Annotated in this window: 16 protein-coding genes; all 16 read right to left on the bottom strand. The window is 39.7% G+C overall.

The window, feature by feature from the left end:
* Positions 1-124: 124 nt before the first annotated feature.
* Positions 125-3,649 carry a transcription-repair coupling factor gene (mfd, locus tag OLD84_RS00975; RefSeq protein ID WP_209463495.1) on the bottom strand — a complete coding sequence of 1,175 codons (3,525 nt, stop codon included), beginning with the start codon at positions 3,647-3,649 and terminating at the stop codon, positions 125-127.
* Positions 3,650-3,723: 74 nt separating this feature from the next.
* Positions 3,724-3,954, bottom strand: a complete 231-nt coding sequence (locus OLD84_RS00970; RefSeq protein WP_209463494.1) for an anti-sigma-F factor Fin — start codon at positions 3,952-3,954, stop codon at positions 3,724-3,726.
* A 109-nt stretch (positions 3,955-4,063) separates the two neighbouring features.
* A complete protein-coding gene (pth, locus tag OLD84_RS00965; RefSeq protein ID WP_209463493.1) occupies positions 4,064-4,624 on the bottom strand; it encodes an aminoacyl-tRNA hydrolase in 561 nt (186 codons plus the stop codon).
* A gap of 99 nt (positions 4,625-4,723) precedes the next feature.
* Positions 4,724-5,359, bottom strand: coding sequence for a 50S ribosomal protein L25/general stress protein Ctc (locus OLD84_RS00960; protein ID WP_209463492.1), 636 nt, complete (start codon positions 5,357-5,359; stop codon positions 4,724-4,726).
* 226 nt (positions 5,360-5,585) lie between these two features.
* The gene (locus tag OLD84_RS00955; RefSeq protein ID WP_209463491.1) at positions 5,586-6,539 is read right to left on the bottom strand and encodes a ribose-phosphate diphosphokinase; all 954 of its coding nucleotides are present in this window, start codon (positions 6,537-6,539) and stop codon (positions 5,586-5,588) included.
* A gap of 15 nt (positions 6,540-6,554) precedes the next feature.
* Entirely contained in the window at positions 6,555-7,934 is a 1,380-nt protein-coding gene (gene glmU, locus OLD84_RS00950; protein WP_209463490.1) for a bifunctional UDP-N-acetylglucosamine diphosphorylase/glucosamine-1-phosphate N-acetyltransferase GlmU, read from the bottom strand.
* A gap of 395 nt (positions 7,935-8,329) precedes the next feature.
* Positions 8,330-8,620, bottom strand: coding sequence for a septation regulator SpoVG (gene spoVG, locus OLD84_RS00945; RefSeq protein ID WP_209463489.1), 291 nt, complete (start codon positions 8,618-8,620; stop codon positions 8,330-8,332).
* 134 nt (positions 8,621-8,754) lie between these two features.
* Positions 8,755-9,570: a pur operon repressor gene (gene purR, locus OLD84_RS00940; RefSeq protein ID WP_209463488.1), complete on the bottom strand. Its 816-nt coding sequence runs from the start codon at positions 9,568-9,570 to the stop codon at positions 8,755-8,757.
* 64 nt (positions 9,571-9,634) lie between these two features.
* The gene (gene ispE, locus OLD84_RS00935) at positions 9,635-10,486 is read right to left on the bottom strand and encodes a 4-(cytidine 5'-diphospho)-2-C-methyl-D-erythritol kinase (protein WP_209463487.1); all 852 of its coding nucleotides are present in this window, start codon (positions 10,484-10,486) and stop codon (positions 9,635-9,637) included.
* A gap of 210 nt (positions 10,487-10,696) precedes the next feature.
* Positions 10,697-10,879, bottom strand: coding sequence for a small, acid-soluble spore protein, alpha/beta type (locus tag OLD84_RS00930; RefSeq protein WP_209463486.1), 183 nt, complete (start codon positions 10,877-10,879; stop codon positions 10,697-10,699).
* 206 nt (positions 10,880-11,085) lie between these two features.
* On the bottom strand, positions 11,086-11,352 hold the full coding sequence (gene veg, locus OLD84_RS00925) for a biofilm formation stimulator Veg (protein WP_209463485.1): 267 nt from the start codon (positions 11,350-11,352) through the stop codon (positions 11,086-11,088).
* A 226-nt stretch (positions 11,353-11,578) separates the two neighbouring features.
* Positions 11,579-12,457, bottom strand: a complete 879-nt coding sequence (gene yabG / locus OLD84_RS00920; protein WP_209463484.1) for a sporulation peptidase YabG — start codon at positions 12,455-12,457, stop codon at positions 11,579-11,581.
* Positions 12,458-12,560: 103 nt separating this feature from the next.
* Positions 12,561-14,057 carry a glycine betaine uptake BCCT transporter gene (locus OLD84_RS00915; RefSeq protein ID WP_209463483.1) on the bottom strand — a complete coding sequence of 499 codons (1,497 nt, stop codon included), beginning with the start codon at positions 14,055-14,057 and terminating at the stop codon, positions 12,561-12,563.
* A 786-nt stretch (positions 14,058-14,843) separates the two neighbouring features.
* Entirely contained in the window at positions 14,844-15,725 is an 882-nt protein-coding gene (rsmA, locus tag OLD84_RS00910) for a 16S rRNA (adenine(1518)-N(6)/adenine(1519)-N(6))-dimethyltransferase RsmA (protein WP_209463482.1), read from the bottom strand.
* The gene (gene rnmV, locus OLD84_RS00905; RefSeq protein WP_209463481.1) at positions 15,715-16,284 is read right to left on the bottom strand and encodes a ribonuclease M5; all 570 of its coding nucleotides are present in this window, start codon (positions 16,282-16,284) and stop codon (positions 15,715-15,717) included. Before rnmV ends, rsmA begins: the two co-directional genes overlap by 11 nt.
* A 168-nt stretch (positions 16,285-16,452) precedes the next feature.
* Positions 16,453-17,739, bottom strand: a complete 1,287-nt coding sequence (locus OLD84_RS00900; RefSeq protein WP_209463480.1) for a resuscitation-promoting factor — start codon at positions 17,737-17,739, stop codon at positions 16,453-16,455.
* Positions 17,740-17,828: the final 89 nt, after the last annotated feature.

Below are 17,828 nucleotides of genomic sequence, written 5' to 3'. Positions count from 1 at the left end.
CTCACTTTCTTAAGATGATGATTATTATTATTTGTACAAAGCCCTTTTCAAATACAAAAATCACCAGTTGTTGTGCTTTTAGTATGATTCATCTCAGATAGACTATACATATGATACCAATTTTTTATCCATCTCTATCCACTTTTGCTAATTGATCCACCAAGTCTTCCACTATTTGATAGCGTCTAAGGCCAGATTCAGCAGTATATTTGTACACCATTTTTAATTTATTGTTCTCCGTCCCCAATTGCACGCCTCGCCCAAAAGTGTTTGCTACTTCAAATAATTTTGACCCATCAATTTGTTGGCTTCGATTATCTTCAACGATTAACTCAATTTTTTTATTCTTTTCGCTTATCGATTCGATGCGTTCTCTTTTTGCATACATTTTCAGGGAAGAAACAGCAAATAAATGCTCTACTTCCTGTGGGTAATCACCGAATCGATCAATCAATTCATCTTTTAAATCATCTATATCCTCAGCAGCTTCAATTGCTTGAAACTGTTTATAGATACCAATTTTTTGTTTTTCATCATTAATATAGGAGTCTGGGATGTACGCATCTATATCCAGTGCTAGTTCTGGTTCAAATACTTTGATATCGTCCATATCTTTACCGGCTTTACGTGCGTCGATTGCATCTTTAAGCATTTGTGAATACATATCAAATCCGACAGAGTCAATGAATCCATGTTGTTGAGCACCCAATAAATTCCCAGTTCCTCGAATGGACAAATCGCGCATGGCTATCTTAAAGCCTGACCCTAATTCCGTGAATTCCTTAATAGCCTGCAGGCGCTTTTCCGAAACCTCTGTGAGTACTTTATCTTTTTGGTAAGTGAAGTAGGCGTAAGCTACACGATTGGAGCGTCCTACGCGTCCCCTAAGCTGGTAAAGTTGGCTTAAACCCATACGATCCGCATTATTGACGATAAGTGTATTGACATTCGGAATATCTACTCCTGTTTCAATAATCGTTGTACTAACTAGAACGTCAAATTCACCTGCTAAGAAGCCGAACATCACATTTTCAAGCTCCGCCTCGTTCATCTGTCCATGCGCCACCGCTACTCTCGCATTGTCCACGAGGTTATTAATATCCCGTGCCACCTTTTCAATATTCTCCACTCGATTATATAGGAAAAACACCTGCCCCGAACGAGCCATTTCTCGCTCAATCGATTCACGGATAAAAACAGGATTATGTTCCATCACATAGGTCTGAATTGGAAAACGATTTTCTGGTGGCGTCTCAATTACAGACAAGTCACGAACCCCCAACATAGACATATGCAAGGTTCTTGGGATTGGCGTAGCTGTAAGGGTAAGTACATCTACATTGGCTTTCAATTGTTTGATTTTTTCTTTATGCTTAACACCGAATCGTTGCTCTTCGTCTACAATAAGCAACCCTAAATCGCGATATTCTACATCTTTGGATAATAAGCGATGTGTACCAATAACGATATCAACTGTGCCGTTTTTTAAACCTTGTAATGTTTCCGTTTGCTGTTTTTTTGTTCGAAACCTGGTTAATAGTCCAATATTCACTGCATGTTCCTGGAATCGCTCACGGATCGTTTCATAATGCTGCTGTCCTAAAATCGTTGTTGGAACTAAAATAGCCACCTGCTTACCATCTGCCACTGCTTTAAAGGCAGCACGAATCGCTACCTCTGTTTTTCCGTACCCGACATCACCGCAAAGCAAACGATCCATTGGGCGTTCTCTTTCCATATCATGCTTGATTTCCTCGATACAGCGAATTTGATCGTCCGTTTCCTGATAGGCGAATGCCGCTTCAAACTCACGCTGCATCTCGCTATCTTTTGAAAAGGCATACCCTTTTCTTGCTTCTCTTTCGGAATAGAGTTTAATTAAATCATCCGCGATATCTTCAACAGATGATTGAACTTTTCGCTTCACCTTCGCCCATTCTGAGCCGCCTAATTTGTAAAGCTTTGGCTCTTTTCCCTCACCACCGACAAATTTTTGGACTAAATCAATTTGATCAATCGGTACAAAGAGTTTATCATCACCGGAATATTTGATTAACAGATAATCCTTATGCAAGTCCTTCACTTCAAGCGTTTCAATTCCTATATACTTTCCTACTCCATGGTTGGCATGGACGACATAATCGCCAATTTTTAACTCTTGGTAATCCTTAATACGTTCGGCATTGGATACTTTCTGTTGTCTTTTCGGGCGTTTCGTTCTTTTTTTGAACAGCTCATTCTCCGTTATCAGAGCCATCTTATGCATGGGCAGCTCCGTACCACTGCTAATATTTCCAATGGCTATTGTAGGTTGGCTCACAGGAAGCTCCAATTTACCTGTAATGCTCGCTTCAATATCATAGTCCATAAATATAGAATGAATTTTCTCTGCCCGTTTTTGATTAGGAGCTAGAACCACAACAGAATAATCGCCTTTTTTCCAGCGGGTTAGTTCATTTTTGAATAGACTCATTTGACCATGAAATTCTTGCATGGCCCTTGACGAGAGATCAATAATATTTTGTGGTTGTGTATTTGGGATATGCCGTAAAAATACTGACATATATAGTCGTTGATGATCCATATTGCCCCATATGGTTGGCCAATCAAATGAAAAACTACTATTTTTTACCATTTGATTCGATTCCAATAGACTGTTATACCATTCTGCTTCCTCGGAGTCCAAATTCGTAGCTGTTTCCTGAATTCTGCTCATTTCATCTAAAATAACGAGTCCGTTTGAAGGGAGGTAATCTAACAAACTAGCAGGATTTTTATAAAGAAATCCAATATATTTATACATTTCCTGAAAGTGTTCTGCATTCTGTAAGCGTCCGATATCATGTTCTATCGTTTCCGCTAATTTCTCTTTTCCTTCTGAAGCTTTCATGTTTTTCAAGCTATCTGCCAATGCATCCTGCAATCTGCCGGCAGCCAAATGTATATCTTCATTTGTAAGTAATAACTCCGTCGCTGGTCCGACAATGACCTCCTGCTGTTTCTCTAAAGACCGCTGTGTTCCCGCATCAAAATAGCGTATAGAATCGATTTCGTCATCAAATAATTCTATACGTATCGGATGCGCTTCTGTTATTGGATATATATCAATGATTCCACCACGCCTACTAAATTCACCGGGTGTAGTGACCATGTCTTGACGTTCATACCCCATATCTACTAAAGATGATAGGTAATCATCAATCTGAATCTCTTCCCCAAGTGCAAATTGTAATTGATACGTGCTCCAATAATCTGGCGGTGGCAAAATCCTTTTTAATGCAGCTACTGGCGCGATTAATATACCTGATTTCTTTTTGGACCAGGCTGTTAAGGAGTCGATTCGTTGACTTCTAAGTTCCGGGCTTGCAATCGCTATTTCAGAAGCTATTAGTTCATTAACTGGATATAAATGTACATACCCTTCTCCAACAAACTCGGATAAATCATCATAAAGCTGTTGCGCTTGTACTAATTGATGCGTAACCAGTAAGATCGGCTTCGTTGTGGATTCACTAATTAGCGACACAAGCAGACTTCTTGCCGATCCGGATAAACCTGCAACGAGTTGCTCCTGCATTCCACTGGATACCCCTTGTAAAATTGATTGTATATCTTCTTTTGACTTTAAATAATTGTTTATACCTTGCATTGTTAAACCCCCACGCAGTCCTACGTAAGCGCAAAAATGCCTTGGTTTTATAACCAAAGCTTTTGTTGCTTATTTTATTGTATAAAAAAATCTAGTTCATGGTATTGTGGATGATGTCCTAACGTATCTTCACAATCTTCACAAATTGCCTTGATCTGAACATCCCCATTATCTTTATATTCTATCATATCTATTTTTTCCTTCGTTGATAATTGGTCAAACCCCAACAGGGATGTGTCAACCATTTTTTGTTCTAACTTTCCAATCACATGTCCGCAATGTCTGCATGTATAGACAATAGCCATATAAAAACCTCCTCGAATAAACACATATTTTAAAGTTTATCCGAAAAGTAGTTATTTATACATTTGATGGCCAATCCTTTCAAACCTATGATGCTACACTATGCTTCCATTAGCTATTATATTCATTCATTACTTCAAGGAATGGATTCTGTAACCAATACTCACAAGCATCTGCGGCTACTTTAATGCTATGCTCTACATCTTCTTGCTGTTCTTTTGTAAAGGAACCCAGAACGTAATCAACAACTGGTATTGACGTAGTTGGCCTTCCGATACCGATACGAAGGCGTTTGAATTCTTTCGTTCCTAAATGATCAATTGATGAACGGATTCCATTGTGTCCGCCATGTCCACCCTTTTGCCTAAGGCGGATTTTTCCAGGTGGTAAATCCAGGTCATCATACATAACAAGTACATCATCCACATCCATATTATAATAATCCATTAAAGGACGAATCGACTGCCCCGAAAGATTCATATACGTGTGAGGCTGCAGCAATAGTACCTTTTCACCTTGAAGATGTTCCATCGCGTATTTGCCGTTAAACTTCTTCTTATTTAAATCCCATTGATGCCGATTTAGTAATTCTTCTATTACCATAAATCCGACATTATGACGGGTATCTTTATATTTTTTACCTGGATTTCCAAGTCCAACAATACATTTCATTTAACTTCTTCCTTTTTAACCAATACAATAATCCCTCCTTAAGGATTATTTATTCTTACAGCTTCTTAGAAGGAGGGGTATTGGTTTTGCTATAATATTTTACTTCTCTTCGTCTTCATCTTTTTTGCTACCTACTAATTCTGGCTCAGCATCTCCATCCGCTGATTCTTCCTCGTCGTCTAGGTTGTCCGGTGTTAGGATTGTAGCGATTGTTGTGTCTTCATCTTCCGTGAACTCATAATTCGCTCCTGTAGGTAGATCATCAATTGTTATACTGTCACCAATTCCTAAGGAGTCAATATTTACTGTAATTTCCTCAGGAATATCAGCTGGCTTTGCACGAACCTGTAACTCATATAATGGTTGCTGTAATACGCCACCATCTTTTGAACCTGCTGCTTCACCTTCAAGGCGTAGTGCTACTGTAACATCCATTTCTTCTGCCATGTTTACGATATAGAAATCAACGTGTAATAGTTCATTCTTAAGGGAGTCCATTTGATAATCATGTAACATAACGTCTACTGCTTTGTCATTATCAACATCAAGCGAAATAATTGCGTTTCTTCCTTCGTCACGAACTGTTTTAACGAGTTCAAGATTATCAACCGAAACCGTTATAGGCTCTTTCGCTTTTCCATAAACAACACCTGGTATTCTTCCACTCGTTCTGATTTCTTTCGTTTGCGATTTTGTATAGTCATCTCGTTTTGTTGCTTGTAATTTTACTGCCATTTCCATCATCCTCCAACTATTTTTAGAAAAAATTCACTTATCAAGTGATAGCTTCATTTTTATTACATTTAAATCTGTTTATATTTTTTGTTAAGCTTTCCTTAAATGTCAGAAACCTGGCATCCGCTAAACGCTTTAGGGGTATGTCCTTCGCTGCACGTTGCAGTAAGAAAGTTTATACTTCCCTATCAACTAGATAATTCCCGAATTACAGGACTTCTAAACATTAATCAAATAAGATACTTACGGACTGTAGCTCGTGGACACGTATGATTGCTTCACCGATAAGCGGGGCAACAGACAATTCTTTAACCTTTTCACTTTGTTTATCCTCTGCTAATGGTATCGAATTGGTCACAACCAACTCTTTTATTTGTGAGTTGTTAATTCGTTCAACTGCCGGATGGGATAATACAGGATGGGTACAACATGCGTAAACCTCTTTAGCCCCTTTTTCGATTAGTTCATTAGCTGCTAAGGTAATTGTTCCAGCTGTATCTATGATATCATCTATAAGAATCGCTGTCTTGCCTTCGATATTACCAACAACATTCATAACTTCCGCAACATTTGGACGGGGGCGTCTTTTATCAATAATACCTATCGGCGCTTTCAAACGATCGGCCATCTTCCTAGCACGTGTAACTCCACCATGATCAGGTGACACAATGATAATATCTTCAAGGCCTTTCTCCTTAAAGTAGTCAGAAAGAATAGGAACACCCTGAAGATGATCAATTGGCACATTGAAGAACCCTTGAATTTGTGGAGCATGTAAGTCGAGTGTAATCACCCGATTAGCCCCTGCAGTCTCTAATAAATCCGCTACTAGTTTTGAAGTAATCGGCTCTCTTGATCGAGCCTTTCTATCTTGTCTCGCATAACCATAATACGGCATTACAATATTAATAGACCTTGCAGAAGCACGTTTTAATGCATCAATCATTATCAGTAATTCCATAATATGTTGATTAACCGGTGAAGAAGTTGATTGTAAAACATATACATCATGTCCACGTACACTTTCTTCGATATTAATCTGAATTTCACCGTCACTAAATTGTTTAACGGTGCACTCTCCAAGGGGTGTTCCAATATGTTCCGCAATTTCATCTGCTAACTTGCGGTTTGAATTCAATGTGAATACTTTTAAAGATGGATCCTTATAGCTAGACGCCATGAGATAAACCCTCCGTTAATCTTTTTGTCTGTTTTTAAGTCTTGTAGCGTATCCTTCTTTATTCGTTTGTCTTGCTCTGGCAACGGATAGCGACTCTGTAGGGACATCCTTCGTAATCGTTGATCCTGCAGCAACATAGGAGCCCTTTCCTATTGTTACTGGGGCAATTAAATTGGAATTACAACCAATAAATGAATCATCTTCAATGGTTGTTACATATTTATTTTTTCCATCATAGTTCACTGTAATTGTACCACATCCGACATTCACATTGCTTCCAACTTGTGCATCACCCATATAACTTAAATGGGGAACCTTGCTACCTTCCCCAATTACTGTCTTTTTAATTTCTACGAAGTTACCAACTTTAGCGTCATCGCCGATTGCAGATTCCGGTCGAATATGAGCAAATGGCCCAACATTTACACGGTCACCAATTTTACTATTCGTTGCGACACTCTGCTTGACAACTGAACCGATGCCAACATAACAGTTGTCGACCTCGCTGTTCGGACCAATTTCAGCATCCATTTTGACCGTCGAACCCCCTGTTATATGCGTGCCTGGATGAATAACTGCATCCTGTTCAATTACAACACCAGGATGAATATACGTATTATCTGGATCACTAATCGCTACACCGTTACGCATATGTTTCTCATTAATACGTTTTTTCATTATTTTCTCAGCTTGAGCCAACGCTACACGGTCATTCACCCCTAACGTTTCTTCAAAATCAGGTGTTAGGGAAGCGGTCACCTTTTCCTTTTTATTACGTAAAATTTCTATCACATCAGGTAAATAATATTCACCTTGAACATTATCATTTGATACTTCTTTCAACGCTGCGAACAGAGCTTGATTATCAAAGCAATATGTACCAGTATTAATCTCATCTACTAGCCTCTCCGCTCCACTCGCATCTTTATGCTCTACAATACGTTCGACCTCATCCGCTTCATTACGGATGACTCTTCCATATCCTGTAGGATCCTCTGCTTTCGCTGTTAAAATAGTAGCACTAGCTCCTTCATTCTCATGATGAGCAAAGAGAGCTTGATAGGTTTCAGTTGTAATTAATGGCGTATCCCCACAAACAACAATTGTTGTCCCATGCTTATCTTTTAACAAATCTTCAGCTTGCATCACAGCATGCCCTGTTCCGAGTTGTTCCCCTTGTATAACGAATTCCGTGTCATTGCCAATATGTTCGCTTACTTTTTCGGCACCATGACCAACAACTGTAACCGTTTTATCTACCTTCACTGCTTTTATCTGATCGATAACATGCTGCACCATCGGTCTACCCAAAACGGGGTGGAGCACCTTATAGAGCTTCGATTTCATCCTGGTTCCTTGCCCTGCTGCTAGAATGACAGCATAACGTCTCATCATAAGGAAACCTCCAATAATCCTATATTCTCCATTATGAATATATCGTAAAAACCAGATGATTTCAACATATAATAGCCTGTAGTATTCGTTTTTTTAGAAAACTTGGCATTCGTTAAAGGATTCTTAGAAAGCGCGCTTGGCTTTGTTAGAACCCCTTATACTAGAGTGAAAGCCTTTCGGAGAAACAGATTAGCCTGCACTACGACGCACAAAGGCGGGTGGGACGAGTAACCGCAGTCCCAGCCCCAGGAAATAACGATTTTAGTCCACGTTACCTTCCTATTTGCCAAAAAAAAGAAGACTAACCTTTAGTAGTAGGTTAGACCTCTTTCGTGAAAAGTATTAGTTTGTATGAAAAATTTAAAAGCTTTTTAATCATTTCTTATTCATACTTATTAGGAAGCACCCGCTTCTTCGTATTCCTCTTCCGTTTTCCCTACACGACGATACTCCTCTAACACAGCATCTTGTATCTTTGCACGAGTACCCGAATTAATCGGATGTGCAATATCCCTAAATTCACCATCAGGGGTACGTTTGGATGGCATTGCTACAAATAGTCCATTGTTTCCGTCGATAACGCGGATATCATGAACAACAAACTCCTCATCCAATGTAATCGATGCAATTGCTCGCATTCTTCCCTCTGTATTAACGCGGCGTAATCTTACGTCAGTTACTTCCATGATGATTCACCACCTTTTCACATTTGAACTTATTTAACTATTTCAACAAAACAACAGGAATTCCTGCCTATTATTAAAAAAAATTAAATATTTTCAAAATAAACTCGTTTTAAAGGTTAGAAAGCTTGGTTTTTTTAAATTTCGATAAAATTTCCAGAATGGACATCTATATATTTCTTTTTACTATCTACATTCCTTATTTTGACTAATGAAGTATATTCGTCTACAACGCGTTCCTCTTCATCGTCATCTGCTTCAGCCAGTACACCAATTGCTTTGACATTTGCGTCAAACTCTTCCAGTAAATTAATCATTCCTGTAATGGTTCCGCCAGCTTTCATAAAATCATCAATGATACACACATTTGCACCTTCTTGCAGACTGCGTTTTGGCAATACCATCGTTTGAATTTTACGGGAGGAACCAGATACATAATTAATACTTACAGAAGATCCTTCGGTAACCTTAGGGTCTCTTCGAACAATGACAACGGGAACATCAAGGAAGGAGGCAACAGCGTACGCTAAAGGAATCCCTTTCGTAGCCACCGTTACAACCACATCAATCTCTCTTTGAGAAAATGCTGATGCAAAGACGCGACCTATTTCTCTCGTTTGCCTCGGATCACCTAGTATATCGCTCATGTAGAGATAACCTCCGGGAAGAATACGAGTCGGGTCTTCTAACTTATGGCAAAGCTCATTTATAAATTGAACACTTTTTTCAAGAGAAAATTCCGGAATATATTTAACGCCACCAGTTGCTCCAGAGTTTCGCTCCAAATAACCTATCGATTCCGTTTTGAAAACATCGTTAATAATATCCAAGTCCTCACTAAGGGAAGACTTGGATGACCCATAAATTTCAGAGAAATATGGTAACTGTCTATGCTCCCTTGGATTTTCCAGAAAAAAGTTAGTTAATGCAACTAATCGATTACTTCTTTTCATTTACACACCTCAAAACCGAATATTTACATTAAATATACCACTTTTATACGTGTTTAGGCAATGTTCACCCTAATATACGTACTAAATAAACTTCTTCACAGAAGCCACGCATCCCATTATAAATACGCTGCGCTTTACTCTGTTGTTCAATTAAACTGTACACTGTCGGCCCACTTCCGCTCATAAGGACACCTGTTGCCCCTGCTTCTGCCATTTTATCTTTAATCCGCTGAACTTCTGGGTAGATGGTTAGCGTAATATCTTCTAATACATTCCCAACATTTGCGCACATTTTAAAGAAATTTTTATGATGAAGTGCATCGATAAGTGCATCATTATTTGGGTGAGAGAGTTTATCTATATTGATTCGTTGAAAAATAGTCCATGTGGATACGCCAATGTCCGGTTTTGCGAGAACAACCCAACAGGAAGGAGGTGAAGCTAATTTTTCAATAATTTCCCCACGCCCTTTTGCGATTGCTGTATTACCATACACACAAAAAGGCACATCAGATCCAATCGTTGCCCCAAGTGCCGCTAAATCCTCAAGAGGAATGTTCAGCGACCATAGCCGATTTAGTCCACGCAACACAGCAGCAGCATCTGTACTGCCACCACCAAGACCAGCCGACACAGGGATACTCTTTTCAATATGAATATGTACCCCCTTTTTAATTCCGTATTTTTTTTTAAAAGCATCAGCAGCTTTATACGCCAAATTTCGCTCATCACTTGGCACGAATCTGCTCTCCAAATAAATCTCGATCCGATCCGATTCAATGGAGTACATTTTAATGCGATCTGCTAAGTCAATCGTCGTCATGATCATTTCTACATTATGATAACCATCATCTCGTTTACTCAGCACATCAAGGGATAAGTTAATTTTTGCCGGTGCTTTTTCAAAAAGAGCCATCACCGTCACCTACTTTGAAAATATAAACAAATTGTAACACATTAGGAAAACAGTCGCGACTTCTAGGACAAGAGCTATTCATTATCAGCTGACAAGATTTAAAGGGATTAGCGATGTTAGAAAACTTGGTTGTCACCAAGCCTTTAGGTGACAGCCTTAGTTGCACTTATGCAGTAAAACTTTCTTAACTGCCAAAAAAGACAAACCCATTTAGGGTCTGTCTTTTTTTTGCATATTTTGCTCGGCCATTTCTATTGCACGTTTCACCATATTACCGGCATCTCTGGATTTGATGCCTCCCCAGCCTTCCTGCTGTACCGTGTCGTAAAATCCTAACTCTTTGGCAATTTCTTCTTTCATATGGTCTGACATTACACCTCGACGTCTAGCCATGAAAGAACAACCCCTTTCCGTGAATTATTACGACATCTATAGCTTATGTTATAAGTTAATTTAAACTCCAGTTATATGTATACAAAATTGGTTAATTTTAACATGGAAAAACATACTCTTTAAGCATTTTTCAAGTTTAAGCGTAATCTCCTTTTTAAATAGTCAGAAAATGTAGCAGAAAACAAAAGCAGCAAACAATTTCTTGTTTACTGCTCCATGAGTAAAGCTACCGTTCTCTCGTCGGGGAAGCTTAATTCTACTGTTTCTGTTAAAACATCTGCATAGCTGTATGAAACACGTTCGAAGGCATTCTCGTCTTGGTCCAGCTCAACAACAAAAACTGAAGGATACATTTCCGCCAATATACCTGAGCGTTCAATGGTCTTCCTTCGTCCGCCGTTGGCCTTCAATTTCAAACGGTTTCCAAGTTGACATTCAAGACCTTGCTTAATTTCGATTAATGTTTTAGCCACTACACTCCACCTCACTGTATTTATCATACCATAAGCTTGTATAATAGTCAAATAAAACTTTATATTATATCAGTATTCCTTTTTTAATGTCAACAGTAAAATTCACTTGTTACCTTTATTCTTTGTAAAAGTTTGCAAATTATGTATTATTTTTTACATTTTATCCAATATGATTAAAAAACATCCTGTCCTCAGCTTTTTTGAATGAAGACAAGATGTTTGCACCTTAATTAGTTGACTCCTCTGACTCTTCTTTTATATATGGCATTCCCGTTCGAAGTAGTCCTCTTGTTTCTATCCCTCCCATTCCTTTATCACCGGTTAATGTATTCCGCAGCGCATCCCAGACATTCACTTTCTCCATGAATGGTGTGTAAGCAATTTTTGCTGCGATATATACGGGATCGAGCGCATGAATATTAATTCGTAATGGAGAACTGGCATAATTGGCTCCAGAACGTATCATGGATTCAAAATGAGATTGGCATGCTCCTGCAAATATAACAAGCTGATCCATATGAGGGTTCTTCCGCCTTGCTTCTCTAACCGTTTCCGCAAAGTATTTGGAATTTCGATAAGCACGGAGGTCGCCTTTTATTCCTTTATTCTTTGAGAAAGAATCATGCCCCGTTATCACAATGATGTCTGGTTGTATTCTGTCAATCAAATCTCCTATTTCAAGCGGCATATCCCTTTCATATAAATGCACACCATGTACTTGCATACCCATCCGTTCGTATAATTCAATACATTTTCGCAAATAGTTTTGATCCCCATCTAAATGAAGCACCTTAGTAGGTAATTGAAAATACGAAACATCGCTATGATAGCCATCTGTTGATTCATATTCTCGCTTTTCCCGCATTAATTGGTAATCTTGCCTAAACAAACGGTAGGAAAACTCCTCTTGTTCCTTACCTTTTTTGCGTCTCTTTTCTAATTCCCTTGATTGCACCTGAGTAAGATCTTCAAAAGGAGAATCTGCCTCTAATCGAGTGTACTCCCCATGTAATTTAGCAATATCATCTTTCACTAAAGCCACTCGGAAAAGCAGGTCATTATTATATGATTTACGTGTTACTAGTTCGCCGGTTGTAAAGTCCATATATTCACCTCACAGCCTCCATTAGAATGAAAGCAATCCTTTTATAGACTATGAGGGGACCTACCTATCTGTGCGCTAATCGTTCATTTGAATTCCGTTCATCTTATGAATGCTTCTGCTTTTTTTCTTCTTGTTTATCTTTCGTTAGCGCTTTATAAAATGAGAAGACCATAAGTAGCATGATAAATGAGAATGGGAGAGCTGCCGAAATTAGTGCATTTTCTAGTGCCTGCAGTCCTCCAGTATATAAAAGCACAGCTGCTATAGCCGATTGTGCAAATCCCCATGCGAATTTAACCTTTTTTGGAGGCGATAAAGATCCATTTGTCGTTTGCATTCCTAAAACAAATGTAGCGGAATCTGCTGATGTAATAAAAAAGGTGCCTATTAACAGCATCGCTAGAATCGATAAAATCAAACCAAGAGGGATTTCGCTAAACATGGCAAACAGCGCTTGCTCTTCAGGAAGGCTAGCAATATCTAAACCGCCTTGCTGTGCATCAATGCCTGAAATCCCAAATGTTGCAAACCATACAAAACTAACGACAGAAGGTACGATTAGAACCCCAGATAGAAACTCCCGAATAGTACGTCCTTTCGATACACGAGCAATAAATATTCCAACGAACGGGGACCAGGCTATCCACCAAGCCCAAAAAAAGACAGTCCAGTCCAACACCCACTGCTGTTCATCCGCATTATTTGGTGATAGACGCAGACTTTCAGCAGGTATCTGTTGAAAGTACGCCCCAATTGCATCCGTTAATGAATTTAGAATGTAGAGCGTCGGGCCTAAAATAATCGTGGCAACAAGCAATAAACCAGCTATCCCCATATTGGCATTACTTAAGTACTTAATACCCTTACTAAGGCCGGTATAGGATGAAATCATGAACAAAACAGTAACGACAAGAATAATAACCAGTTGAACCCAAAACGCATTATCGATGCCCAGCAAATACGTTAAACCACCGTTAATTTGAGTGGCACCAAACCCGAGGGTTGTGGCTACACCAACAATAGTCGCAAACACGGCGATGACATCAATCCCTTTACCCCAAGCACCCTTCATACGATCTCCAAATATTGGCTCAAGGGTCGCACTGATTAAACCAGGCTTATCATGGCGAAACATGAAATAAGCAAGCACTAGTGCGATGACTGCATATATTGCCCATGCATGAATCCCGTAATGGAAGAATGTAACGCGCAACGCATCCTCAATAGCCTGACTTGTAGCAGGATCTGCAGTAGGTGGGGTTGTAGCATAGTGAGATACTGGCGAAGCTACGCCGAAAAACACAAGTCCTATCCCCATACCTGCACTAAAGAGCATGGCAAACCAAGTAGGATAACTGAATTCCGGCTTGTCATCCTTTTTTCCGAGCTTGATCTTCCCATATGGACTGAAGATCAAATACAAACAGAAGATGAGAAACAGTGATACGATTAATAAATAATACCAACCAAAGTGAACAGATACATAGTTCATAATAGTACTTGAAACATTTTCAAATCTCACAGGATCCAATGATCCCCAAAGAGATAGCCCTAACACAATCACCAATGTAACCCAAAAGACCGTGGTTACCTTTTTCATGTAAAATCCCTTTCTAGGTTCCCATTGATTATAAGAGTTCGGAAACACCGTTATTAGTATTTGTGAAATAAATCGGTCTATTCACGAAAAGATATGATACAGAAATTTTTATGTATTGGGCTGTTTTCTAAAAGATTGGGACTGGGACTGCGCTTACTCGTCCCACCGAAAAGAATCGTTGTTTTTGACGCAAAATCTATAGAAGACGACGTAAATTGAAATTAAGGGTGATGCTTTTTATACCCGCTACGGAAATACATTCCGCTTTCCGCGGGCGGCTGGTGAGCCTCCTCGTGCTAACGCACTGCGGGGTCTCACCTAGACCTTTCCTCCCGCCGGAGTCTCCATGTATTTCCTCCGCTGTGTGTTGTGTTTTTCTGCTTCTAAAAATGTATTATTTGATTAATGTAAACAAATGCTTGCACTTTTCCGGTGATTGCTTGGAGCGGAGGACCGTTGACTCCTGCGGGAACAAAGGTTTTCGATGGGGCGAGCATTTACGCGCAGCCCCAGCACGAGTCTGAAGACCCCGCAGGACTATCCTAAGGAAGGCCGACTAAACCGTCCTTTGCGGACAACGTCGGCATACCCCTCGCCGGGGCAAGGAGGCTGAGGCCGTGCCCGCGGAAAGCAACGGTCCGCAGCGGAAAGAAACCCAACACGTGCGTCGTCTTTTATATCAACTGCTTACGAAAAGAGCCTTTCTAAACCTCACACAAAATGTATAGTATATGGCTTAAAAGAAAAAGCTATTGCCTCCCTAACAGCAATAGCTTGATACTTATTTTATTTATCAGCATTATAGAATTCATTGGCCATGGTAGCGAACTCCTGCATATTCAACGATTCCGCGCGCCTCGTACCATCAATATCTATACGCTCCAGCTTTTGATTAATTGATTCTTTATCGTATGTTTCCTCAAAATAACGCGTTAAATTATTTCGCAATGTTTTCCGGCGCTGGCCAAAACATGCTTGCACAAGAGCAAAAAAATACGCTTCGTCCTCCACATGAACGGGTGGCACATCACGTTTAACTAAATGAAGAACACTTGAGTCAACATTTGGTTGTGGCATGAAGACACTTCTTGGCACGCTCATCATAACTTCAGCTTGCGTATAATATTGAACCGCAATCGTCAACGATCCGTAGCTTTTCGTGTTAGGCTTTGCGGCCATGCGTTCAGCAACTTCCTTTTGGATCATTACGGTGAGACTCGATACTGGCAACTTATCTTTTAATAATTTCATCAGTATCGGCGTGGTAATATAATAAGGGAGGTTTGCGATAATGTGAACGGGCTGTTCCGTTTCAAAGTGAGCCTCCATCACTTCATGCACATTCGCTTCAAGGATATCCTCATGAATAATTTGTATGTTGTTATAATCTTCTAATGTATCTTGTAAAATGGGCAACAGACGCTGGTCAATTTCAAATGCAACAACCTTATCAGCATGTATAGCCAACTGCTCTGTTAATGCGCCGATTCCAGGACCAACCTCGATTACTCCCGATTTACGATCTATTCCTGCATGCTTTATAATATTTTTTAGTATATTGACATCCACCAAAAAGTTTTGTCCCAAGCTTTTCTTAAATGAAAAAACATACTTATTTAAAATCTCTTTCGTGCGGATTGGAGTAGCTATATGCTTTTTAGGTGTCATGATTCTCCTCCTGTTGCAGCTGGATTACTGCTTGCTCGAACTGCTCTTTCGTAATTTGAAATAGGGTTAACCGTTTTAACAGCTGTTTTCCATTAGTATGCCCGATTTGCAATAACTCACCAAGCCTATCTCGACGTGAGCTTGCTTTTGCGCCACCAATCAGCCCATGGTTAACTAAGTCTTCTTTCATGATCTCACTTTCTACCCTATTGGTTAATTCATAAACGCCCTGCAGTGCCTGCTGAATTGCTTCCGTTGATGCATGTTCAATGCCAAGACTTTTATTATGCGGATGTTTCGCTCGTGCGTTATCCTGATCTAAAAAAGCATGCTTACAACCAGGAACAGCTTGATCAACAATATGACGAATCCGTTCACCAGGATAATCTGGGTCCGTAAAGATTATAATACCTCTTTTACGTTTTGCATGATCTATTCGTCCTAACACTTCTTTATTTATCGCTGAACCATTCGTTTCAATCGTATCCGCATCAACTGCTTGGCGGATTTTAGTTGTGTCATCTCTTCCTTCAACAACAATTACCTCTTTAATTTTCAATACGATTCCTCATTTCAAAATTAACCTCGACATTCTCAAGACCTTGGCAACACACTCGGCATCTACCAAGTTCATAATCAAAACCTAGTCTTTGATTTTACTACGTTTCTTTACATTTAAATAAAAACTGCTCTTACCATTATATCATGGCAAGAGCAGTTTTATTTATCAATCAATAATTCTTAATTCAACTGTTTGTCTGCCGAACGCCAAAGCATCCTGCCTACTTTGGAAATGTAGATCAATCTTATTTCCATTTATACTTCCACCAGTATCTCCGGCAATCGCTTCTCCATACCCTTCAACCCATACCTTGGTACCGAGAGGGATTACATTTGGATCTACTGCAATAACTTTCGGATTTTCGTTCAAATTAATGCCGGTCGCCGTATATCCACTTCCGGAGCAACCAGAACAATTTACCGTATACGCACTTGCGCTCATGGTATATGTTTCTCCACCTGCGTTACGCTTTGATTCACTTTCGGATTCACTAGCTGAAGCACTTTCTGTATTATTGTCTGACTCAGAACTATCGCTTGATAATGTGACAAGGTTTGAATCTTCTTGTGGTTCGGGATCCGGGTCCGATTCCTTCGTGCCAACAGCCACCACACGATTTTCGCTTTCTTCTGTCACTTCTTCACTGACTAAATTACGTTCTGCTTCCTCGCCGTTTTCCGTTATTATTTCAAAGATTTTTTTAACCGTTCCTTGCTCGCCTTCACTAACGACCTGTTCTTCCCCCTTAGCAAGGGAGCTGTCTTCCTTTGTTTCTGTTTCAAAGGCAATTGCTTCCGTAACTTCATCTTCATCCTTTTGGACACGTACAATTTCTATCGGCGTGTCTTTCGTTACATCGTCACTTAAGCCTGGTTTGATTTCATCATCACTATCCTGATCATAGTCAATATCAGCCTCTGCTAATAATTCTTCAACAGACCCGCCAGTTGTCCAGAATGTGTCCTCATCTCCACCGTCATTAATTTCGACTTCGTATGCTTGGTTAACTTCTATATGTAGTCCGTCTTTGATTGCTTCTTTTTTATCATGTGAGACATCGTCACGTTCTTCAAACGAAAGATTATTCGCTGCTAAAAATTCTCCAATCGTGCCTTCTGTCGTGTTGTATTCCTGTTCATCGCCATCAATTTCTAGGCTAATTTGTTTAGCAGATACGAATTCGATCTCCATCCCATTAACGACCGTTTCGTCTGCATCGTGTGACAAATCGTCATGCTCGCTAACCGTAATACCTACTTCGTTAAGCAGGTCTTCAACGGTATCGGTGTGTGTGTGCACCGTCTGCTTTTCGTCATTATCTACAATTACTACCTCTGCTTGCGTGCCCTCAAACAATAAGTGTCCAGAAAATAAAATAAGTGCTAAAACCCCAATACTTGAAATAACCAGCTTCATTTTTGACGCCGGCATTAGCTTTTGAATAATTCGCATGCTTCTGCCTCCCCCATATCGTTATCGATTATATAAACATTCATATGCGAAGTCAAAGCAATTTCAATTACGATTCGTTTACAATTAAG

Origin of the sequence: Virgibacillus natechei (genome assembly GCF_026013645.1) — a bacterium.
GTDB classification, from domain to species: domain Bacteria; phylum Bacillota; class Bacilli; order Bacillales; family Amphibacillaceae; genus Virgibacillus_L; species Virgibacillus_L natechei.
Note: the sequence above shows the minus strand (reverse complement) of the source record. Positions and strands in the feature narration are given on the sequence as shown.